The organism is Sphingobacterium thalpophilum (genome assembly GCF_901482695.1).
Taxonomy (GTDB): domain Bacteria; phylum Bacteroidota; class Bacteroidia; order Sphingobacteriales; family Sphingobacteriaceae; genus Sphingobacterium; species Sphingobacterium thalpophilum.
Genome location: NZ_LR590484.1, coordinates 5,013,358 through 5,031,871 on the forward strand (window position 1 = coordinate 5,013,358; position 18,514 = coordinate 5,031,871).

19 protein-coding genes are annotated in these 18,514 nt (G+C 49.7%); 4 read left to right on the forward strand and 15 right to left on the reverse strand.

From position 1 onward, the window contains the following. The first annotated feature begins 116 nt into the window (after positions 1–116). Positions 117–2,369, forward strand: a complete 2,253-nt coding sequence (locus tag FGL37_RS21060) for a TonB-dependent receptor domain-containing protein (protein ID WP_028070398.1) — start codon at positions 117–119, stop codon at positions 2,367–2,369. Between the two features lie 118 nt (positions 2,370–2,487). On the opposite strand, the gene FGL37_RS21065 is transcribed toward FGL37_RS21060, so the two are convergent. Beyond that, positions 2,488–3,372: an SDR family oxidoreductase gene (locus FGL37_RS21065; protein WP_037533617.1), complete on the reverse strand. Its 885-nt coding sequence runs from the start codon at positions 3,370–3,372 to the stop codon at positions 2,488–2,490. A 186-nt stretch (positions 3,373–3,558) separates the two neighbouring features. Here FGL37_RS21065 and FGL37_RS21070 point away from each other — a divergent pair, with 186 nt between their 5' ends. Next, positions 3,559–4,017: a GNAT family N-acetyltransferase gene (locus FGL37_RS21070; RefSeq protein ID WP_028070396.1), complete on the forward strand. Its 459-nt coding sequence runs from the start codon at positions 3,559–3,561 to the stop codon at positions 4,015–4,017. Positions 4,018–4,045: 28 nt separating this feature from the next. On the opposite strand, the gene FGL37_RS21075 is transcribed toward FGL37_RS21070, so the two are convergent. Both FGL37_RS21075 and FGL37_RS21080 read right to left on the reverse strand, forming a co-directional pair. Beyond that, positions 4,046–4,819, reverse strand: coding sequence for an Fpg/Nei family DNA glycosylase (locus FGL37_RS21075; protein ID WP_028070395.1), 774 nt, complete (start codon positions 4,817–4,819; stop codon positions 4,046–4,048). A 51-nt stretch (positions 4,820–4,870) separates the two neighbouring features. Further along, positions 4,871–5,068, reverse strand: a complete 198-nt coding sequence (locus FGL37_RS21080; RefSeq protein WP_037533554.1) for a DUF2188 domain-containing protein — start codon at positions 5,066–5,068, stop codon at positions 4,871–4,873. Between the two features lie 127 nt (positions 5,069–5,195). Between FGL37_RS21080 and FGL37_RS21085 the strand changes: the two genes are divergently transcribed. Beyond that, on the forward strand, positions 5,196–6,347 hold the full coding sequence (locus FGL37_RS21085; protein WP_028070394.1) for a TlpA disulfide reductase family protein: 1,152 nt from the start codon (positions 5,196–5,198) through the stop codon (positions 6,345–6,347). Between the two features lie 6 nt (positions 6,348–6,353). On the opposite strand, the gene FGL37_RS21090 is transcribed toward FGL37_RS21085, so the two are convergent. From FGL37_RS21090 to FGL37_RS21145, 12 genes are all read right to left on the reverse strand, one after another. Continuing rightward, the gene (locus FGL37_RS21090; RefSeq protein ID WP_138097016.1) at positions 6,354–7,280 is read right to left on the reverse strand and encodes a hypothetical protein; all 927 of its coding nucleotides are present in this window, start codon (positions 7,278–7,280) and stop codon (positions 6,354–6,356) included. Continuing rightward, on the reverse strand, positions 7,231–7,719 hold the full coding sequence (locus tag FGL37_RS21095; RefSeq protein ID WP_028070393.1) for a GNAT family N-acetyltransferase: 489 nt from the start codon (positions 7,717–7,719) through the stop codon (positions 7,231–7,233). Before FGL37_RS21095 ends, FGL37_RS21090 begins: the two co-directional genes overlap by 50 nt. A 133-nt stretch (positions 7,720–7,852) precedes the next feature. After that, positions 7,853–8,452 carry a DUF4142 domain-containing protein gene (locus FGL37_RS21100; protein WP_028070392.1) on the reverse strand — a complete coding sequence of 200 codons (600 nt, stop codon included), beginning with the start codon at positions 8,450–8,452 and terminating at the stop codon, positions 7,853–7,855. Between the two features lie 115 nt (positions 8,453–8,567). Beyond that, complete coding sequence (locus FGL37_RS21105; RefSeq protein ID WP_028070391.1) at positions 8,568–9,734, reverse strand: FAD-dependent oxidoreductase; 1,167 nt, start codon at positions 9,732–9,734, stop codon at positions 8,568–8,570. 25 nt (positions 9,735–9,759) lie between these two features. Then, positions 9,760–10,515 (reverse strand): helix-turn-helix domain-containing protein, encoded by a 756-nt coding sequence (locus FGL37_RS21110; RefSeq protein WP_028070390.1) that lies wholly within the window; start codon positions 10,513–10,515, stop codon positions 9,760–9,762. Between the two features lie 27 nt (positions 10,516–10,542). After that, the gene (locus FGL37_RS21115; RefSeq protein WP_028070389.1) at positions 10,543–10,776 is read right to left on the reverse strand and encodes a DUF6755 family protein; all 234 of its coding nucleotides are present in this window, start codon (positions 10,774–10,776) and stop codon (positions 10,543–10,545) included. A gap of 12 nt (positions 10,777–10,788) precedes the next feature. Beyond that, entirely contained in the window at positions 10,789–11,274 is a 486-nt protein-coding gene (locus tag FGL37_RS21120; RefSeq protein ID WP_028070388.1) for a Rieske (2Fe-2S) protein, read from the reverse strand. A gap of 33 nt (positions 11,275–11,307) precedes the next feature. Continuing rightward, entirely contained in the window at positions 11,308–11,874 is a 567-nt protein-coding gene (locus FGL37_RS21125) for a 4Fe-4S dicluster domain-containing protein (protein ID WP_028070387.1), read from the reverse strand. A 21-nt stretch (positions 11,875–11,895) separates the two neighbouring features. Next, the gene (locus tag FGL37_RS21130; RefSeq protein WP_028070386.1) at positions 11,896–14,112 is read right to left on the reverse strand and encodes a molybdopterin oxidoreductase family protein; all 2,217 of its coding nucleotides are present in this window, start codon (positions 14,110–14,112) and stop codon (positions 11,896–11,898) included. A 32-nt stretch (positions 14,113–14,144) separates the two neighbouring features. After that, entirely contained in the window at positions 14,145–15,209 is a 1,065-nt protein-coding gene (locus tag FGL37_RS21135; protein ID WP_028070385.1) for a hypothetical protein, read from the reverse strand. A gap of 63 nt (positions 15,210–15,272) precedes the next feature. Continuing rightward, positions 15,273–16,325 carry a tellurite resistance/C4-dicarboxylate transporter family protein gene (locus FGL37_RS21140; RefSeq protein WP_037533551.1) on the reverse strand — a complete coding sequence of 351 codons (1,053 nt, stop codon included), beginning with the start codon at positions 16,323–16,325 and terminating at the stop codon, positions 15,273–15,275. A gap of 318 nt (positions 16,326–16,643) precedes the next feature. After that, positions 16,644–17,363 (reverse strand): DUF3575 domain-containing protein, encoded by a 720-nt coding sequence (locus FGL37_RS21145; RefSeq protein WP_028070383.1) that lies wholly within the window; start codon positions 17,361–17,363, stop codon positions 16,644–16,646. A 282-nt stretch (positions 17,364–17,645) separates the two neighbouring features. On the opposite strand from FGL37_RS21145, the gene FGL37_RS21150 reads away from it, so the two are divergent. Further along, entirely contained in the window at positions 17,646–18,473 is an 828-nt protein-coding gene (locus FGL37_RS21150; protein WP_232048755.1) for a helix-turn-helix domain-containing protein, read from the forward strand. Positions 18,474–18,514 lie beyond the last annotated feature (41 nt).

An 18,514-nucleotide genomic window follows, 5' to 3' on the forward strand; every position in this document is an offset into this window, starting at 1 on the left:
CCCGTAATGTTAAACATATTTTCTCGGGTATACTATGCGCTTGGCGTAAAATATCAGACGGTTGACGGAAAGAATGTAGAATTAAGATCCCGTTGTATCTAGTTTTAAAAGAAAAAATGACCAAAAAAATCATTCCCTTGACCTTACTGTTTCTTTTGTTCGGACTTACCGCATGTACCACTTACTCATATGCGCAGAACGCTGATTCCGCCCGTCGTGCGGAAATGGATAGCAAAGTTCCAAAACCTGCGCATACACCCGACACTGGTCTGACTGATCTTGCCGGCCGGCATAGGCTGGAGGCCGTCGAGATCCGGAGAAGATTGCCGGTAATTGAAAATAAGGAGGACAAGATCATCTATCATGTGGCCAAGGATGCCAGTCTCAGGGGTACCACAGCGGAGGAAGTGTTCCGGAAGCTGCCTATGGTATCGCTGTCTTACGATGGAAAAGCAGCACTCCGTGGCAACCAGAACGTCAGGATTTTTATCAACGGCAAACCGTCCAGCATCACCCGGGGCAATCTCGCGGAGGCCCTGCGGATGTTGCCTTCGGAACAGATTAAATCCGTGGAAATCATAACAAATCCCTCGTCAAAATATGATGCTGAAGGTGCTGCTGGAATCATCAACATCCTGACCGGCAGACCAACAGTCTCAGGCGTCAACGGCAGCATCGGCACGACCATAGGTACACGGCAGAGTAACCAAAACAGCAGCATAGCTGGCCGGATCGGCCGTTTTGGCATCACCGGCAGTGTGGGCAATACCTGGAGTTATCCGATTGCAAGCCGCATCACCTCAGCAAATTCGACACTCTCCGGAAAGACAATATTTTCACAGACCAACGACAGCAGAAACCGCCGTAACGGAACGCAGATCTCAGTAGCCATGGATTATGAGCTGGACACAAACACCATGCTGGTATCCAATCTTAATTTCAACCAGTTGCTGCTCGTCACCAGCAATAAAATGCAGACTGTCTACGGGGAGGAGGGTACTGCAATTGGAGCCAGTGTGGACAACCGGCAACCGGCCGGCAATTTCGATTTCAGTACGGATTATATTCGTAAATTCAGCAAAAAGGCCGGGGAGATCTCACTGTCGTTTCAATACCTGAATGGTAAAAATAATACCACATACAAGGGCATCTACGGATTGCTGTCCGAGCGAGGGCAAAACCTAGGTAACAGTGACGAGTATACAGCGCAAGTGGATTTTAAACGTTCGATCCAGAAAATAGCGCTGGATTTTGGTGTTAAGCTCGTGGACCGGAATATCAGCTCGACAGTTGCCATCGATTCGTCAACACAGATAGGTGAAACTGTGCGGGATATGCAGCGCAGCTATTCCTTCGGATATACACAGAAGGTGTGGGCAGGATATGCTGCCGTAGGCTTTCCCATCGGAAAATCTGTCAACGTAAAGGCAGGACTGCGCTGGGAAAAAACCATACTGAAAGCCGAAGAGTCAGCGCATATAGCGCAGTTTATGAACCATACAAACGATCTGTTTCCTAACTTAAGTGTTTCGTATAATTACAGTGAAAACTCCACGCTTAAAATGTCGTATGCCAAACGGATCCAGAGGCCAAGCTTATATTACTTAAATCCCTTCCGAAATGAAGCAGACAGGAGCAATCAGATGCAGGGCAACCCCAATCTCCGGTCAGAGATCATTCAGCACGTTGAGCTCGGCGCCGACTTTGCATTGCTGCGCAACAGGGGACAGCTCTATGCCGCTGTCTATTATAGGAGCACGGATCATAGCATAGAGCCTATACTGGAGACAACAACCGCCGGCGGGCGTACGGTCCTCCTGCAGACTTTTCAGAATATCGGAACCAACAAAAACATCGGAGCCAGCGTGTTTACTTCGATAACGCTGTTCAAAGGCGTGAATATTAAGGCAAATATGGACGTATACACATATGCAAACGATCCGGCAGAAAAGTTTCTGTACAGTTCGCGCATGGCGAACAAAACCACTGTGATCTATAAAACCTTTGCCGGACTGGACCTGAATCTCGGTAAAGGCTATATGCTGGATTCTTATTTATTCCATGATTCGCCCCAAAGAACTTTCCAGGGGGAATTCGCTGCATTCAACCTCTGGAACATTTCGTTCAAGAAGAAAGTATTGAACGAAGCAGCCATACTGGGACTCACCATCGTCGACCCTTTTAGCAATAGTAAAAACCTCGGCAGCTATTCTGAAACGCCGTTGTTTATTCAAAAAGGAAACTTTGCATTGCCTTTCAGGTCCTTTGGTCTGTCCTTTTCATGGCAGTTTGGCAAAAACAGACCGAATGCTTACCGCTCAAAGGAAAAGCAGATCAGAAATAACGACCAAAAAAAAGCCGGTCAATAGCGGTGTGCCGTGGGCGCATGGTCGCCGAAGTATCTATCTGTTGTAATAAGAAGCCTCATGAACCAAAATGGCATGAGGCTAATACGTAAAAAGAGAGAGATTGAGATTACTTATTTTCTTACATGGCAACCTTGCCGCCGGTTACGGCAATAGTCGCTCCGGCAATGTAGCTGCTATCCTCGCAGGCCAGAAATACATAGGCCGGTGCGATCTCTGCAGGCTGTGCCGGCCTTTTGATCGGGCTGTCCTTACCGAAGTTTTCGGGCTCCGGCATTGTTGACGGAATCAGCGGTGTCCACACCGGACCGGGAGCAACGGCGTTGACACGGATTCCTTTGTCCTGTTCGAGCAGCATCTGCGCCAGATTGGCGGTAAAGTTCTGGATCGCCCCTTTGGTGGCTGCATAGTCGAGCAGCACCGCATTGGGATGATAGGAATTGACCGATGCAGTATTGATGATGGAACTGCCCGGCTGCATATGTGGTACGGCAGCCTTGCACAGATAGAACATACTCCGTATGTTGGTTTCAAACGTACGGTCCCATTCCTCGGCGGTCAATTCTTCGAGCGTTTTATGTGCCATTTGATAGGCGGCGTTATTGACCAGGATATCGATGCCGCCCAGTTCGCGGACACCGAGTTCAATCAGCTGGTTTGCATAGCTTTCCTCACGCAGGTCGCCTTTGGAAAGTATGGCTTTACGGCCTTCCTTCTCCACCAGCCGTGCAGTTTCGGCAGCGTCCTCATCCTCCACATCGTAACCATAACTGATGACCACATCTGCACCTTCGCGCGCATAGGCTATGGCCACTGCGCGGCCTATACCAGAATCACCGCCGGTGATAATCGCTTTTGCACCAGTCAGCTTGCCACTGCCGACATAACTTTCTTCGCCGTGGTCGGCCTGTGGTTGCATCGCTGCTTCTGTACCGGGAACTTCCTGTTCCTGCTTGGGAAATGGCGGTACAGGATATTTTGTGTGTGGATTTTTAAATTGTGTCATAGTGTTGATTTTATTGTTAACATCCATAGTCTCCTAGGTGAACCTCTTCCGTTAAAAAATCGTTTAGAAAAAATCAAAAAGACGATAAGCGATGCCCCTGTCACAGTTTGGTGCCTTCTGTCCGCTAACTATAAACTTTATTGAATATATTTGTGTATTCACGCTGTACATAACATCCTTTCGAAAATGGAAATACAAATCAGGCCGGCGCAGGCACATGAAATCGATCGATTACTCGAATTTGAACAAGGTATTGTCGAAGCTGAGCGTCCATATGACGGCACATTAAAGGAAGGGGAGATTCATTATTACGATCTCCTGGAACTGGTTCGTTCTCCGGATGCCGAGGTGCTGGTGGCGGCGGCAGGGGAAGAGCTCGTTGGATCAGGATACGCTAAAATCTTGCCGGCCAGACCTTATCTGAAGCACGGGCAGTTTGCCCATCTGGGATTTATGTATGTCAGACCGGACTACCGTGGCCGTGGGATCAATGGGATGATCCTTGAAGGCCTGACTGCCTGGGCGCGGGCAAGGGGCATCTCCGAAATACGACTTCAGGTCTACGATGCCAATGAAAGCGCAAAAAAAGCGTATACCAAAGCAGGTTTCAAGCCCAACCTGCTCGAAATGCGAATGGAGATCTAACCCGCACGGCTCATCCTGGCCATGCATTTTAGCTGAACTCCTCTTGATCAGCGGTATAGTAGGTGATACGGCCCCCGACTTTGGTCTGTTTTATGGTCTGCCCGGAGGCATCGTGTTTTGCCTGCTTGCGGTGCACTTTCAGAAAGTCCCTGACCTCGCCGCTGATGATATCCGGATGCGTCTTCTGGATCTGCCGTTCGGCATCTTCCAGCACGTCCTTGATGGCCTTAGCCAATTGCTGCACCTTCTTTTTGGGGATCTTGCCGGCAATGGAGAGCGGTGAGAGCTGCGCCGCATGGAGGATTTCGTCAGCATACGCATTGCCGATGCCACCGATGAGTTTTTGATCCATCAGAACGGTCTTGATCTTGGCCCTGCTGGCCTTCAAAAGCTGCTCAAGCTTGTCCGCCGTCAACTGGGGAGACAGCGCGTCGATGGCTTCCGCAGAGGGCGGATTCAGCTCTATATTGGCCATCTGCTGAAAGTCGGTGACAGAAAGTATTTTACCTCCCTTAAAAGTCAGGGACACAAGGGCATACTTTGGATCGGGCGTATCGCTGTATTCCAGCTTGCCGTGTAGCATCAGGTGAATGGCAAGGATGGCATCTTTACCAAAATCAAGGAAGAGCCTTTTGCCCCGGCGGAAGACCTTGTTCAGTGTTTTTCCTTCCAGGGCTTGCAATTCCGCTTCTTTGACCTTGATCTTCTGCTTGTTGTGAATGATCGCTTTTTCAAGCGTTTTACCTTTGATCATACGGTTGAGGTTCTTGCTGAAAACCTGTAAGTCGGGTAGTTCTGGCATAGTTTTTCAATTTAACGTCAACAATTCAAGCACTCCCGGGTGCTCACTTTCTTATTTGGATTCTTGATTTTGCTCATCCTGCGTATCTTCACCATAAAATTCGCGCGCTTTTTTGAGTCCGGTGGCGATTGCAATGCCTTCTTCGACGCCCTCTTCCAGCATGGCGTTGGCGATTTCGGTCGCCTTATCACGGATCCTAGCAGGCTGATTCTTATAGGACGGTGGGTAGTTTCCATTATACCAGGGCATAGTTCCTCCTTTTAGACAGGAACAAAAACGGTCCCACGATAGTTTTACCCATTGGAAATACAGTGACTGCGGAATAATCTGTATATTTATGCACAGACAATAGTTTGGATATAAACCTGATACGACGATGACAGTCCCAAAAATATGGCTAGCATGGCTCTGCATAATCCCCGTAGTGGCCTGCGCACAGCGCAGCTACACGATCAGAGGGGAGGTGAACAAGTTAAAAAATGGTTCCAAAATTTTTCTGATATACGAGATTGACGGGAATTCGGTGGTGGACTCCACCGTCTCAGCGGGAGGCCAATTTTCCTTTTCGGGCAGGATCGGCTATCCTGTGTCCTCGACCCTGTATCTTCATAAAAACCCTTACGTCGAAAAGCTGGCACCGAAGGAGCAGATGGACTATTTCCGCTTTTATCTCGAACCTGTTGTGATGCATATGCGGGCAGCGGATTCCCTTAAAAATATCGTGATCACGGGATCGCAGGTGAACGCAGATCAGGACACCTTCCGAAAGATGCGAAGCGGCGTTGACGACAAGTTTACGGCTCTGAATAAGGAGTTTGCCGCCCTGCCAGCGGCCCAGCAGGCTGATTCGGCGGTGCGCGCCGTTTTCATCGATAGGGAAAAAGCGATTATGGATGAGCTGTATGCTGTGCATCTGGCGTTTGCGCGGCAGCACCCCGCGTCTTACCTCAGCCTGATCAGCCTGTCTTTTGTGGCCGGCCAGGAAAAGTTCGCTGCCGCTGCGGCCGAGGTATATGCAGGTATATCCGAACAGCTCAAACAGTACCCGCTGGCTGCGGAGATCCCCCTGCAGCTGGAATCGGCTGTAAAAACCAAAGTCGGGCAGCTGGCTCCGGATATGGAGCTTCTGACCCCCGGGGGCAAAACAATGAAAGTCTCTGATTTCCGCGGCAAATACCTGCTGCTGGATTTCTGGGCGAGCTGGTGCGGGCCCTGCCGGGAAGAAAACCCCAACCTTGTGGCACTATACGACAAATACAGGTCACAGGGTTTTGAGATACTGGGGGTGTCGCTCGACCGGGCAGCACAGCAGCAGCAGTGGATAAAAGCGATAGCGGATGATGGGCTCCGTTGGCCACAGGTCTCCGATCTCAAAGGCTGGGATAGCCATGCCGCCAAGCTGTATGGCATCAATGCGATTCCAGCAAGTTTCCTCCTCGACCCTGAGGGCAGGATCATCGCACGCAACCTGCGGGGCAAGGGACTGGAAGATCAGCTGCGGACGATTTTCGCCAAGGCGACTTATTAACTGTAATTAGCGGTAGGCTATAGGCTCCAGCTTGCGGATTCCTTCGGTCTCTATCTGAACCAGCGCCGGCGTAATGATCTGCTTTCCCGATGTTGGCAACAATGTTTTGCCTTCAAATTGCCATTGCCTGTTTTTGGCCAGCAAAAAGTCCAGCCGCTGTCGGCTGTTGAGGCCGCTGAGCGTGTAGTAGTTATTATGCTCGCCTTCCTTGCCGTTGATCTGGCGGAAGCTGCCTTTAATCTGGACACCCTGCTGTTGCTCGTACTGCCGGATGAAAGAGGCATCAGCTGCCTCCAGTACGCGCCGCTCGTCTTTGGGACAACAGACAGATCCATAGCTTTCGGTGCGATAGACCAGTATTTTATCTTTCGGAATCTTTGGTGCAGCGTAGTGCAGCTGCGGCTGCCCTTCGCCCGTCAGGTGATAGCGGTCCACGGTGGCCTTCCCGTCCTCGCGCTTGACGTAGTAGTAATAATTGCTGACAGCAGGCTCCAGTGTGATGCCCTGCTTTTCCGCATCCTTGGCGACCTGTTCATAGGCTTCGTAGTCGGGCATCACCAGAATGAACTCCCTGAGCTGGGGATAGAACCCTTCCGCATTTTCAAACAGCTCGCGTGGCAGCCTCGCGGCAACAAAAAACACCGCCATGCTATCGGGATGGAAATCGACGGCGCGGTCAATCAGGTAGGTACCGTCTTTTTCTGTACAATCGGAATCTTCTATCATCACCGCCTCATGGTATACCGGTTTCAGCCAGGCCGGACGCGGCTTATTCTCGATGGCGGCGGACTGCTGTGCCGGTGTATCCGCACAGGTTCTGACTAATGTCAGGATCAGAACTGCAGCGCAATAAATAAGTTTAAACATATGCAATCGTCTTATACTATGTATCCAATCTGTAAATATACTCCTCGATTTCGGATTGTCGGGCATTCGCATAGCCCTTGTCGTTGCCTATTTTGACAAAGCCACAATGTTCCAGCACCTTTTGCGAAGCCCGGTTATCGAAGGCAACCCGTCCAAAAATAGGCCGCACCTTCTCCAGCGCCAAAAGTGTACGCAATGCTTGTGTCGCTATACCACGTCCCCAGAACCTGCGGTCAATCCAATAGGTGATCTCATGGTCGCCTTCCATGACAAACTTTGCGATACTGCCAGCAATCGTTCCGTCAATAAGAATAGTCTGATTATTTACGCTGGGTTCGTTGAGCAGACGGCTGTACTTAGCCAGATAGGCAGCCTTGTCCGCCGGATCAGCCGAAGTAAAAGCAGCCAGGTAATTGGATTCTTTGTCGAGCTGGAATGTAAAGAGCGTCTCAAGGTCCTCAACTGTGGTCGGCCTCAGTGCGAGCCGGAACGATGCGTTGTTCATGATCGTGATTTAGTAGGTTTGTGTCCCAAAGATAGACAAAATGTGACCTTGATAGGCAATGACAACACAAAAAAAGGCTTTTCCTGCGGAAAAACCTTTTTTGTTTCATACGGCAGCTATCGCCCGGATAACCTTATTTCATTTTTTCCTTTACACTTTTACAGTGGTCGAGATGGCTGCGCAAGGTCGGCAACGTTTTGTCGACAAAAGCTTTCAATTCAGCATCTGCGAGGTTTTTACTGGCATCCTCAAACAGTTTGATATCTTTCTCGTGATCTTTTATCATCTCATCGATATAAGCTTTGTCAAAGTCAGCTCCCGATTTTTTCGAAAGATCGTCTTTGACTTTCTGCTGTTCGCTGCTTACCGCGGCGGGCAGTGTGATGTTTTTGGACTGCGCAAGCGTTTTGAGCTCGTCGTTGGCTTTGGAATGATCTTTTACCATCATCTCACCAAAGGCTTTGACGTCGGCGTGTTGCGCTTTCTGCTGTGCCAGTTCACCTAACTCCACTTCGGCCATGCCGCCGTTTGCGGCCTCGGTCACAAATTTGGCATCGGATTCATTAACAGCCACCGGTGTGCCTGCTACTGGATTGTCGGCGATCTGATCAGGTGCCTTAGATTCGTTGATACTGTCTGCAGTATCTTTACTGTCTTTGGATGCTCCGCCACCACAGCTCTGCATCGCAAAAAGTGATAAGGCAATCGTCAGGGTCAAAAATGTTCTTTTCATTGCTTTGTGAGTTTAGTTTGTAATCTGAACAGCAGTCGGCGTCTGATCGTTCAAAAAAACTTAGATAATATGCCGGACGGGCCGAAACAAGGCAGCCGATCCATGGTCATCCTGTTCAGATCTGCTCAGCATGTCCGCCGAAAAATCCGAGCATGGTTTCCAGTGCCGTTGAGGAATGCATTCTTTCACCATTATCCAGAGACTCTTGAGTAGCGGCTGCCGCACGGCGTCGCATCCTGTCTTCGTAGGCCGCAATGGCATCTTTCAATGTCGCATACCGCGGGTCGCTAAGATGCTCGCTCAGCTCCAGCGCATCGAGCATGGCCATGTTGGCACCTTCTCCTGCAAAGGGAGGCATCACATGTGCCGCATCACCGATCAATGTGAGGCTTGGACTGGTTTCCCAATGCTGATCAAGTGGCATATAGTAAATTGGCCGGGGAATAAACGGAACGTCAGCATGAGCAAACAGTTCCTGCCACAACGGGTTCCAGCCTACGTATTCTCGTTTAAACCACTCCAGCACCTGCGTGCTATCCGAAAAATCGAGTCCACTGGCAACAGCCCAGTTTTCATCGGCCTTAAAACTTGCATAAAATCCCAGTTCGCCATCGCCTTTCTGTCCCATTAATATGTTCTGTTTGTTTCCGAATGCCATGATTTTACCGCCTTTGATCAGGGCGTTGATCTGGGGTGCATTCTCTTTGGCGACATGGCCTTCGAGCATAATCACCCCTGAATACATGGGTTTAATGGCAGTCAGATAAGAACGAATTCTGGAATTCGCGCCATCGGCAGCGACAACGAGATCCGCGTAGGCAGAGGTACCATTTTTGAAATGCAGCAACCAGCCGTCGCCATGTGGTTCCATGGACAGAAAATGACTATCCCATACCACTGTATCGGGCCGTAGCGATTCCAGCAGCATGTTTCGCAGAGGGCCACGGTCGATCTCGGGCCGAAAGTGCTCGTGTCCAAAATTTTCTGCCGGTTTGGTGTCATGATCACTGTACAGCAGCTCTGCTTGCGGATTGAGGATGAGCGTCCGGTCTGCTCCGGGGCGGTAAGTCGTCCGGAACACCTGCAGGAGCCCGGCAGCCCGCAAAGCTGCGAGCCCCGAATGCTCATGCATATCGAGGGGTGAGCCCTGGACCCGTGCATGTCGGTTGATATCTCTTTCGTACACGTTGACCTCGGCATCCTGCAGCTGCAGAAGCCTCGCGAGGGTAAGGCCGGCGGGACCACCGCCGACAATAGCAATTGATTTGTTGTCTATCAGCATGTTATTTTACATTTACCCTGCAAAATTATGCTCCTTTGAGAACCGATAATAGTACAAATCGGTCGTTTCGGTTTTTGGACAGTTCCTTTGGCGGCACGCCGCAGTATTTTTTGACTTCCTTGATGAAATGGTTCTGATCGGTGTAATTCAGTTCAGGAAACAGTTTTCCCTGAGCGATATGCGCCAGCGATGCTCTGAAGCGCAAAATCGTTGTGTAGGTCTTTAAAGATAATCCCAGCTGTTTGGTAAAATAACGGTTGATCTGCCGGCTGCTCCAGCCCACGGCATCGGAGAGCTGCTGCACGCTCATTTCTCCTTTGGAAGAATAGATCAGCTCAAATAGCCGGCGCTTCCGATCGTCCACGTCGGCAGGAATCAGGGCGCTGATCTTTTGGGTCGCCTTTGCGCAGCATCGTTCAAAATCCGCGATATCCCCGGGCTCAAAACCCCAGAATCCGGGCGGCAGCTCACATGCGCTGTTCAGAAATTCTGCCAGCGGCGTCTGCAGGATATATTCTACAGCAAGCGGTTTAAAACTGATGACAAAGACGGTCATCCCCGGCGGGATATACCGCTGTTCGGGGTAGGTTTCCAGTCCGATAAGGGTTACTTCAAATGGTGCTGCCGGAGAAACTGAAAAAAACAGATCTACGCGGCCGTCGGGGACGACCACCACTTCCTTGGGCTGGTCACCGTCATTACGAAAGGTGCCCAGATTTTCCACAAAATCAGCAATGCTGCTGTCCGGCTCAATAAAGCGGTAAGAGAATTCGGTAGTCATGATCAAGACCAGATTTTCGGACGCATCCTATTTGCGTGGTAAAAGATACAGCCAGACAACACAGGCAATAAAGAGTATAAGCGAGGCCACAAAAGTACTGTAAGCTACCTCTGGATGACCTTCGAGCGCATTGTTGAGCGCCGTATACAGCAGCCAGATCTGTATGAGCAGATTGATCAGCAATACGGCGATCAGCGTGGACATGATCATGTTTTTCTTTTGGGGGTGGGACTGTTCCTGTCCTCGTCTAAATGTACTCATACGGTTTGATCATTAAGTTTTCTGCACGTAAATATCGTCACCTTCAATGGAAACATCAAGTCTATTGAGCGGTCTGGGCGGTGGTCCCTGGAGCACCTCGCCGGTCTTGACATCAAACCAGCCATTGTGGCACGGGCATTCTATTTTCATCGTGCCGGGGCGATAATACACCGCACAGGAAAGGTGGGTGCATTTTTGTTCGTACGAATAAAAGTTACCATCTTCGGTGTGGACCAGTATATAGGGGACCGCGCTGTTTTCGAGCACAAAAGATTTTGTGCCGCCCACGGGAATATCGCTGGTGCTGCAGATCCGCTGTCGTTTCGAAGCCCTTTCCTTTTTGGTGAAGAAGGCCTTTGCTGCGATGGCAGCGTTTCCCAGCACCATCCCGCCCGATACCACTGTTAAGATCCGGGCAAAGTCCCGCCGGCTGACCTCGTTTGATTCTGGCCGGCTGATCGGGAAATCTCTCTTCCAATGTTTATCTTCATTGCTCATAGCAAAAGGGATTAAAATCACATAAACCACTGATTATAGGACACGCAGTTCTGTGCTGCCTTTGGGCATCATCAGGTTGACTTTTGTGTTGACCTTTTCCTCTCCAAAGAGAAAGGTATTAATGGGGGTTGAATTGGGACGCTTGGCCTGTATCTCCTCACGCGTACCATAGAAGAGGGCACCACTGGGACATACGGTGGCACACATGGGCTTCTTGCCCACACTGGTCCGGTCATAACACATATTGCATTTCATCATCAGGTCGTAGGATTCCATCTTTTTGGGCACACCAAAAGGGCAGGCCATCACGCAGTTTGAACAGCCGATGCAGCGCGATGTGTTGGCAGTATGCACCACGCCAAACTCGTCTTTGCTAATCGCATCAGCAGGGCAGACATTGGCACAGACGGGGTCTTCGCAATGCATGCAAACCTGCACGGTTGTCTGAATGGTGGTACTGCGGTCCACATAATTGACATGGATCATGGACTCCTGTCCGTTGGTTTCGCATTCGGCACATGCCGCCTCACAGGCTTTACAGCCGATACAGCGCTGCATGTCGACAAAAAATTCTTCCTGTAACTTATAATACTCTGCCATAGTCTTTCCGTTTATAGTGATTTAGATACTTTGATAATCCCGTGCGTCATTGCCAATATATGACTGCGTTCCCAGAGGTTCCAGGCGGCAGGCGCTGACCTTAAACTCAGGGATTTTGGAAATAGGATCCAAAAAACCGCTGGTCAGCTGATTGGCTGACTTTTTCCCCGGCCAGTGATAGGGGATAAACACTGTATCCTCACGGATGGTCTCCACAATATTGGCCGGAAAAATAGCATCCCCGCGTTTGGTGACTACACGTACGTCTTCATGCTGACTGATCCCCATTGTGTGGGCCAGCACGGGATGTATCTCCAGAAAGGGCTGCGCAAACTGTTTGACCAGCTTGCCGATGCGTCGCGTCTGTGTACCACTGAGATATTGTGAAACCACGCGGCCTGTGGTCAGTATGACCGGAAATTCGGCGTCCGTCGGATCCATGCTGGGATGGTATTGCACCGGATTGAAGTGCGCCCTTCCATCAGGTGTCTTGAATTTGCGGTCCTCCCAGAGCCGTGGTGTGCCGGGATGATCCAGGTCTGGACAGGGCCAGAAGACCCCCATGTTCCGTTCTATTTTCTCGTAGGTGATGCCGTAATAGTCGGCTGTACCGCCTTTAGAAGCTATACGGAGCTCGTTAAAGATCGCTTCGCTGCTGGCATAGGAGAATTTGTCGCCTGCACCGAGGCGTCGGGCGATCTCCTGTATAATTTCCGAATCGGGCCGTGCGCCGACGGGTGGGTCGACGACTTTCCGGATCCGCACCACACGCCCTTCGGCAGTCGTCACGGTACCGTCCTCTTCTTCGTGCAGGGAGCCGGGAAGGATAATGTCACAGTGGCGGATGGTTTCGCTCATAAAAAAATCGATACCCACGTAAAATTCCAGTTTTTCAAGTGCGGCGCGCACATAATTGTTATTGGGCAGCGACACCAGCGGATTAAAACAGATGGACAGGAGTCCTTTTATTTCATCGCGGTGAATCGCTTCGATAATCTCGTATGCAGTGAGCCCCTTGCCCGGAAGGTCTTTTTCATCTATTCCCCAGACCTCAGCGATATACTGGCGGTGTTCGGGATTTTCAATGTCGCGATTACCGGGCAGCTGATCACATTTATGGCCATGTTCGCGTCCGCCCTGTCCATTACCCTGCCCGGTAATGGTGCCATAACCGCAGTAGGGGCGTCCGATCCGGCCCGAAGCCAGTACGATATTGATGCAGCTCAGCACATTTTCGACCCCCTTGGTATGGTGTTCGATACCGCGGGCATGCAATAGAAAGGAGGTGGAAGCTTTGCCCCAGAGCTTTGCAGCGGCTTCTATTTTTTCCTTTTTTGCACCGGTGACTTCTTCGGCCCATTCGAGGCTATAGTCCCTGACCGCCGCGATAGCATCCTCAAATCCGGAAGTATGGTTGGCAATAAACTCGTGGTCCAGCATATCGTGCTGAACCATATAGTTAAGAATCGCGCCAAACAGTGCCGAGTCGGTTCCCGGTCTGATATCTAGATGGATATCTGCTGTGCGCGCCAGGGGTATCTGCCGCGGATCGACCACAATGATCTTGGCACCGTTGTCACGGGCCTGCCACAGCCAATAGGTCAGTGTAGGAAACGTTTCGGAGACATTGGCGCCTGTAACGATGATCACCTCAGCATGGGCAAGATCCGTATAGTTGTTGGACGTACGGTCAAGGCCAAACGCCTTCTTGTTGCCAGCACCCGCCGATACCATGCATAGACGGCCATTGTAATCCAGATTTTTGGTTTTTAAAGCGACACGGGCAAACTTGCCCATCATGTAGGATTTCTCGTTGGTCAGGGATACGCCCGAAAGAACAGCAAAGGCATCATGGCCATACTTCTCCTGAATCCGTTTGATTTCGGATACGGTTCTGTCCATGGCCTCGTCCCATGCGACCGGCAGATATCCCTTTCCGGGGGTATTGACCAGAGGACTGGTCAGCCGGTCGGGATGATTGTCCTGTAAATAACGTTGCACGCCCTTGGGACATAACCTTCCCTCATTGAAAGGAAACTCCATCCAAGGTTCAAATCCAACCACTTTATTATTTTTGGCCAGCAACTTTATCCCGCATTGCATACCACAGAAGCAGCAGTGGGTTTCGACAATTCTATCCGGCTCGTCTCTGCCCGGAGTACCCTCAGGATCTGGAAAATGTAAGTGCGGACCAAACTGCGCAATGATCTGTTCTACGGGTATGGGTAATTTTGCCATTTAATTCTTTTATTTAAGGTACCAACTACAGATTATCCAAAAAATTCACCGGCTTCTTTGCGGGCTTTATAATGCGCGATGGCGAGAAGATCCCGCTTTCCTTCGGGACTATAATCCAGGATAGAGTCTCCCTCAGCATTATCAAGGTTGAAACCCGTCTGTTTTGTGATTTTTTTGAGATCTTCGACATGCAATTTTGTTGTATACTCCTTGCCGGTAAACTTGCAGTGCTGCATGCCCTTTTTACGTCCGGCTTCCTTATAGATATGAGCACCAATCTGGGCCGGGCGCTGGATGATATGGAAAAACTTTCCGAAAGGCATCCAGACGAGAAAGACGATCACAAAAAAAGCATGGGTAACGGCCATAAATTCGTAAGCCTTTCCATGCATAAATTCATAATCCAAAGTCAGCCCCAGACCCGTCAAAGAAACGAGAATCAGCAGCAGCAGGGGCAGGATATCGCCTTCAAAAGTCTGCGTGGCAATCAGTCCCGGATCCTTTAACCGTTTTTGCAGAAAATAAGTGGCTCCGATGATCACCAGAATCGAGCACCAGTTGAGCGCCCCGAAGGTCAGGAAGCCCATGACTGACTTTACCGGAAAATTCATCACGGCAAATCCAAAGAAGTGCGCGGTATAAATTTTGGGTGCAGCGGGATCCAAACCTGACGCGGGGACAAGTGTAAAATGTATCCAGCCAAAGGTAAGAGGGATCGTGATACAAAAGGCTAAAATACAGCCGATGGCTATCATCAGATGGGCAAAGCCTCGGGACTGGCCTCTACGGATAATAAAGCGCTGAAAAACGATGTTCTGTACAAAATCTTTGACCGTGTATCCCAAAAAACGGAGTCCTTCCGCCGAAAACAGGATCTTTAGGCTGCTCTTGAAATAAACACGGGTGGGGGGACGCTGTATCCAGACGGTGTAACGATAGACAATTCCAAAAACGGCAAACAGTGTACCGAATAGATAGGCTACCAGAGCTGCATCAAAATTCTGCAGCCTGCGCGATCCAACCAGGATCATCCCGAGCGTCAAAAGGGTCGCAGCACTGGCTATAACAAAGGCTTTTAGGTCTACAAGCTTCAACATAGAAATCTATTAGTCTATTTTTATAACAGTAGAGATTTTAAATTGTTTGCTCAGTATAATCAGCTAAACTTTACGGCTCAAAAATACCTTCAACAGCTGTCTGACAAAGCCAGTCATCACGGCGGTCCAGGCAAATAGGGCGAGGTAGATGAAACCATTGGGGATAAATTTCAGAAAGGCAATATCAAGGGCTTCACTGAGCCGGAAAGTACTGACGACATACATGCCCAGCGGGAATACCATCGCCCAGTAGGTGGGGTCATAACCGGCGGCCGTTGTAGGCACCTTCACTTTTTTGACAATATGCCGCCAGGCTCCCAATAGGACCAACAAAGGGATCCACCAGGTGCCGGCAGCCCAGAATAACAGCACAAACCCTTTTAAAAACGGCCGGATTTCGACCAGGAAAGTAAATTGCTTTTCATGGAGGATCAGCATGGATCCGGCAAGCGTGGATATGGCTGTGGCCCCCATATTGATCCAGTATGGAGCACCAAGTTCCATCGCGTTTAAGGGGAAGAAGGAAATCCGGTAAATGATCAGAGACATCAGATACAAATAGAAGATACAACCCACAGAAAATAGACAGGCGGCAATGAACAGGTAGATCTCAGCAGCGTCGCCCAGACCATCCGACACAAAAGAGATCAGTACAGATATGGCCTGAATGGAAACGATAATGACAAGCCAGGTCCCGTTGATGCCTTCTTTCAACGGTTTTTTATCATCCGTCACCGTCAGATTGTAGAAAAAACCGTAAATCGTAAAAGCCCATATCACGGCAGCCAGAATCAGCAATGCCGTAGCCAGGCCGCTCATGCCTTCAAAAAGGATAACCTGGTTGCCCATAATGCACAAAGCCGCGATAAGCGTAAAAAATCCGGGTCCGCGTTGATAATTTTTGAAATCCGCTACCATATCGGGCCAGTAACGGATCATCCGATAGAGATTGGCGGCAAATAATGTGAGTAAAAACAGGATATTGAGATAAAAAAGTACCCTGCCGAGGACGGAAAATCCTTCCAGAAGACAGGCAATGGAAATAATTCCTGTGGCCATGACCATGGCAAAGTACCCCGGCAGCAGGACTTTGATCCGTTTTTGAAGTGCATTCATCGGCTTATATGGTTTTCTGCATATTGTTAAGCCTTGGCTGTATCACATTCGATGCGACCAAAGACGTTGATAGCTTAACAATCAAAAGCACTGCTGTGTTTTAGCGGAGAGACATTAGTTGACACAAGGCTGCTGCTGGGCGCATCAGCTAGCCTGGTCTGACGCTTAGAACCAGTTATCCTGCAATACTGGCAGAAAAGGAAATGGAAACGGAGCACAGGTCTGAAGCTAAAAACTGGTATCCTGCTGCGCCTGAGAGCGAATAGGATAAGTGATTTATAATCAGTTAGACCAGTGGATGATCCTCAGGGCGGCAGTCTAAAAACGGTAACCAAAAGACAGGGCTGTGCGGATCCCGGCAAATGGTCCGCTCGTACGGAGGGTCACCCCCTCAGCGCTGACTTCTTTTTGGAGATCGATGACGTCGATGTCAAAGTCATCCAGCTGTTTCTGCACCTCGCGCTGTTCGTCCGCATTGAGCGGCGTCTTGCCCTCAAACGTCCCCTTGTTAAAACCATAGCTGGGACCGATGATACGCCAGTCGAGATAAATATCTTCGCCGAGGCGCCACTGGCTACCGATGGCTACACCGGCAGTAAAGGCATTCAATGCGCCCGATATGGCGACTTCTTTCTGGTAGTTCGACTGGTCGACCGAAAGTACTGTACTCAGCGTATAGTTGGAATATTTGACAAAAGGAGCGACGTAGAATCCCCGCAGTGCTTCTTTGTCGCCCAGGTAAAACCGGACCTCGGGCGTAAACGAAAAAGCCCCGAGTTTGGCGCCGCCCAGGATATCGTACTCGTCATCAACTGCAGACTCCCATAGTGAACGAAAGGGTAGTCCGGATTTGGGCCGAAGGCTTAGTGTACCGCTCAGTGAAATGCGGTCCTGAAGGGCTCTTTCATATTCAAGCGCCACATTGCCAGCCGTCAGCGGCAGAAGATTCAGTTTGACCAAATTGGATTTCTCCTGCGCCTTCAATGCCGTTGCTGCGAACAAGCCAAGCGAAAGCAGGATAAGGTGATGTTGTTTCATAGTCGATGCTGTGTACAGGAACCAAATATATCGGATTATCTGCTGACATCCAATGAAATTATACAATTTGTTAAATTCTCTTATATTCATAAAATTACCGTTCAGTAGGGCTTATCGCCCCTTAAACAAACGTCCCTTGGGCCGATTTGGTTGGATCAGCGTACGTTAATATCACTGGCTTGTTAAAAAAGATAACCGGAATTTATCAATTGAACAAAATTTGTCTATTTTAAACCCATGATACTGCGCGAAGTAACCCCTTTGTCGGAAAAAGATTGTTTCATGGTGTTTGCCAGAGAAAAATCCTGTTTTGATTTCCCGATCCATGTGCATTCGGAATTTGAGCTGAACTTTATCGAGAACGCTGCAGGGGCGCAGCGGATTGTCGGTGACAGCATAGAAGAGATCGACCACATGGAATTGACTCTGATCGCCAACGCTAACCTCGAGCATGGCTGGTTTGATCACAACTGCCGCTCCCAGCAAATTTCGGAAATCACCATTCAGTTCCAGCCGGATCTGCTTGGCGAAACCCTACTCAACAAAAATCAATTTCGATCCATACGTCAACTGTTTGAAAAAGCAGCCTATGGGGTGACATTCAGCAAAGGTACCATTGCGGGAGTATGTGCAGATATTAAGAAACTGAGCAAAGAGAAAGATGGCTTCCACTCGGTCATAGGACTCTATGACCTGCTCTATAAGCTGTCCCTGGACGACGATATGAGGGAGCTCTGCAGTCGTTCCTTCCACAGTAGTATCAGACGCCATGACAGCAGGCGTGTCGAAAAGGTACTGCAATATCTCTCCCGGAATTACCAAGGCGAGGTCTCGTTGAGCGAAGCTGCGGATCTGATCGGAATGACGGAAGTATCGCTAAGCCGGTTCCTGAAACAGCGGACGGGCAGAACCTTTATCGATACCTTAAACGATATCCGGCTCGGGCATGCCAGCCGCCTCCTTGTCGACACAACCCACAATGTTGCGGAAGTAGCACTGCTCTCCGGCTTCAATAACCTTTCTAACTTTAACCGCATTTTTATGAAGAAAAAAGGAACGACGCCCACCGCATTCCGGGATAAATACCGCAATTCGAAATTCTATTTATAGGCTACGGTAATAGCAGAGTTAAAATAATACAGTATACAAAC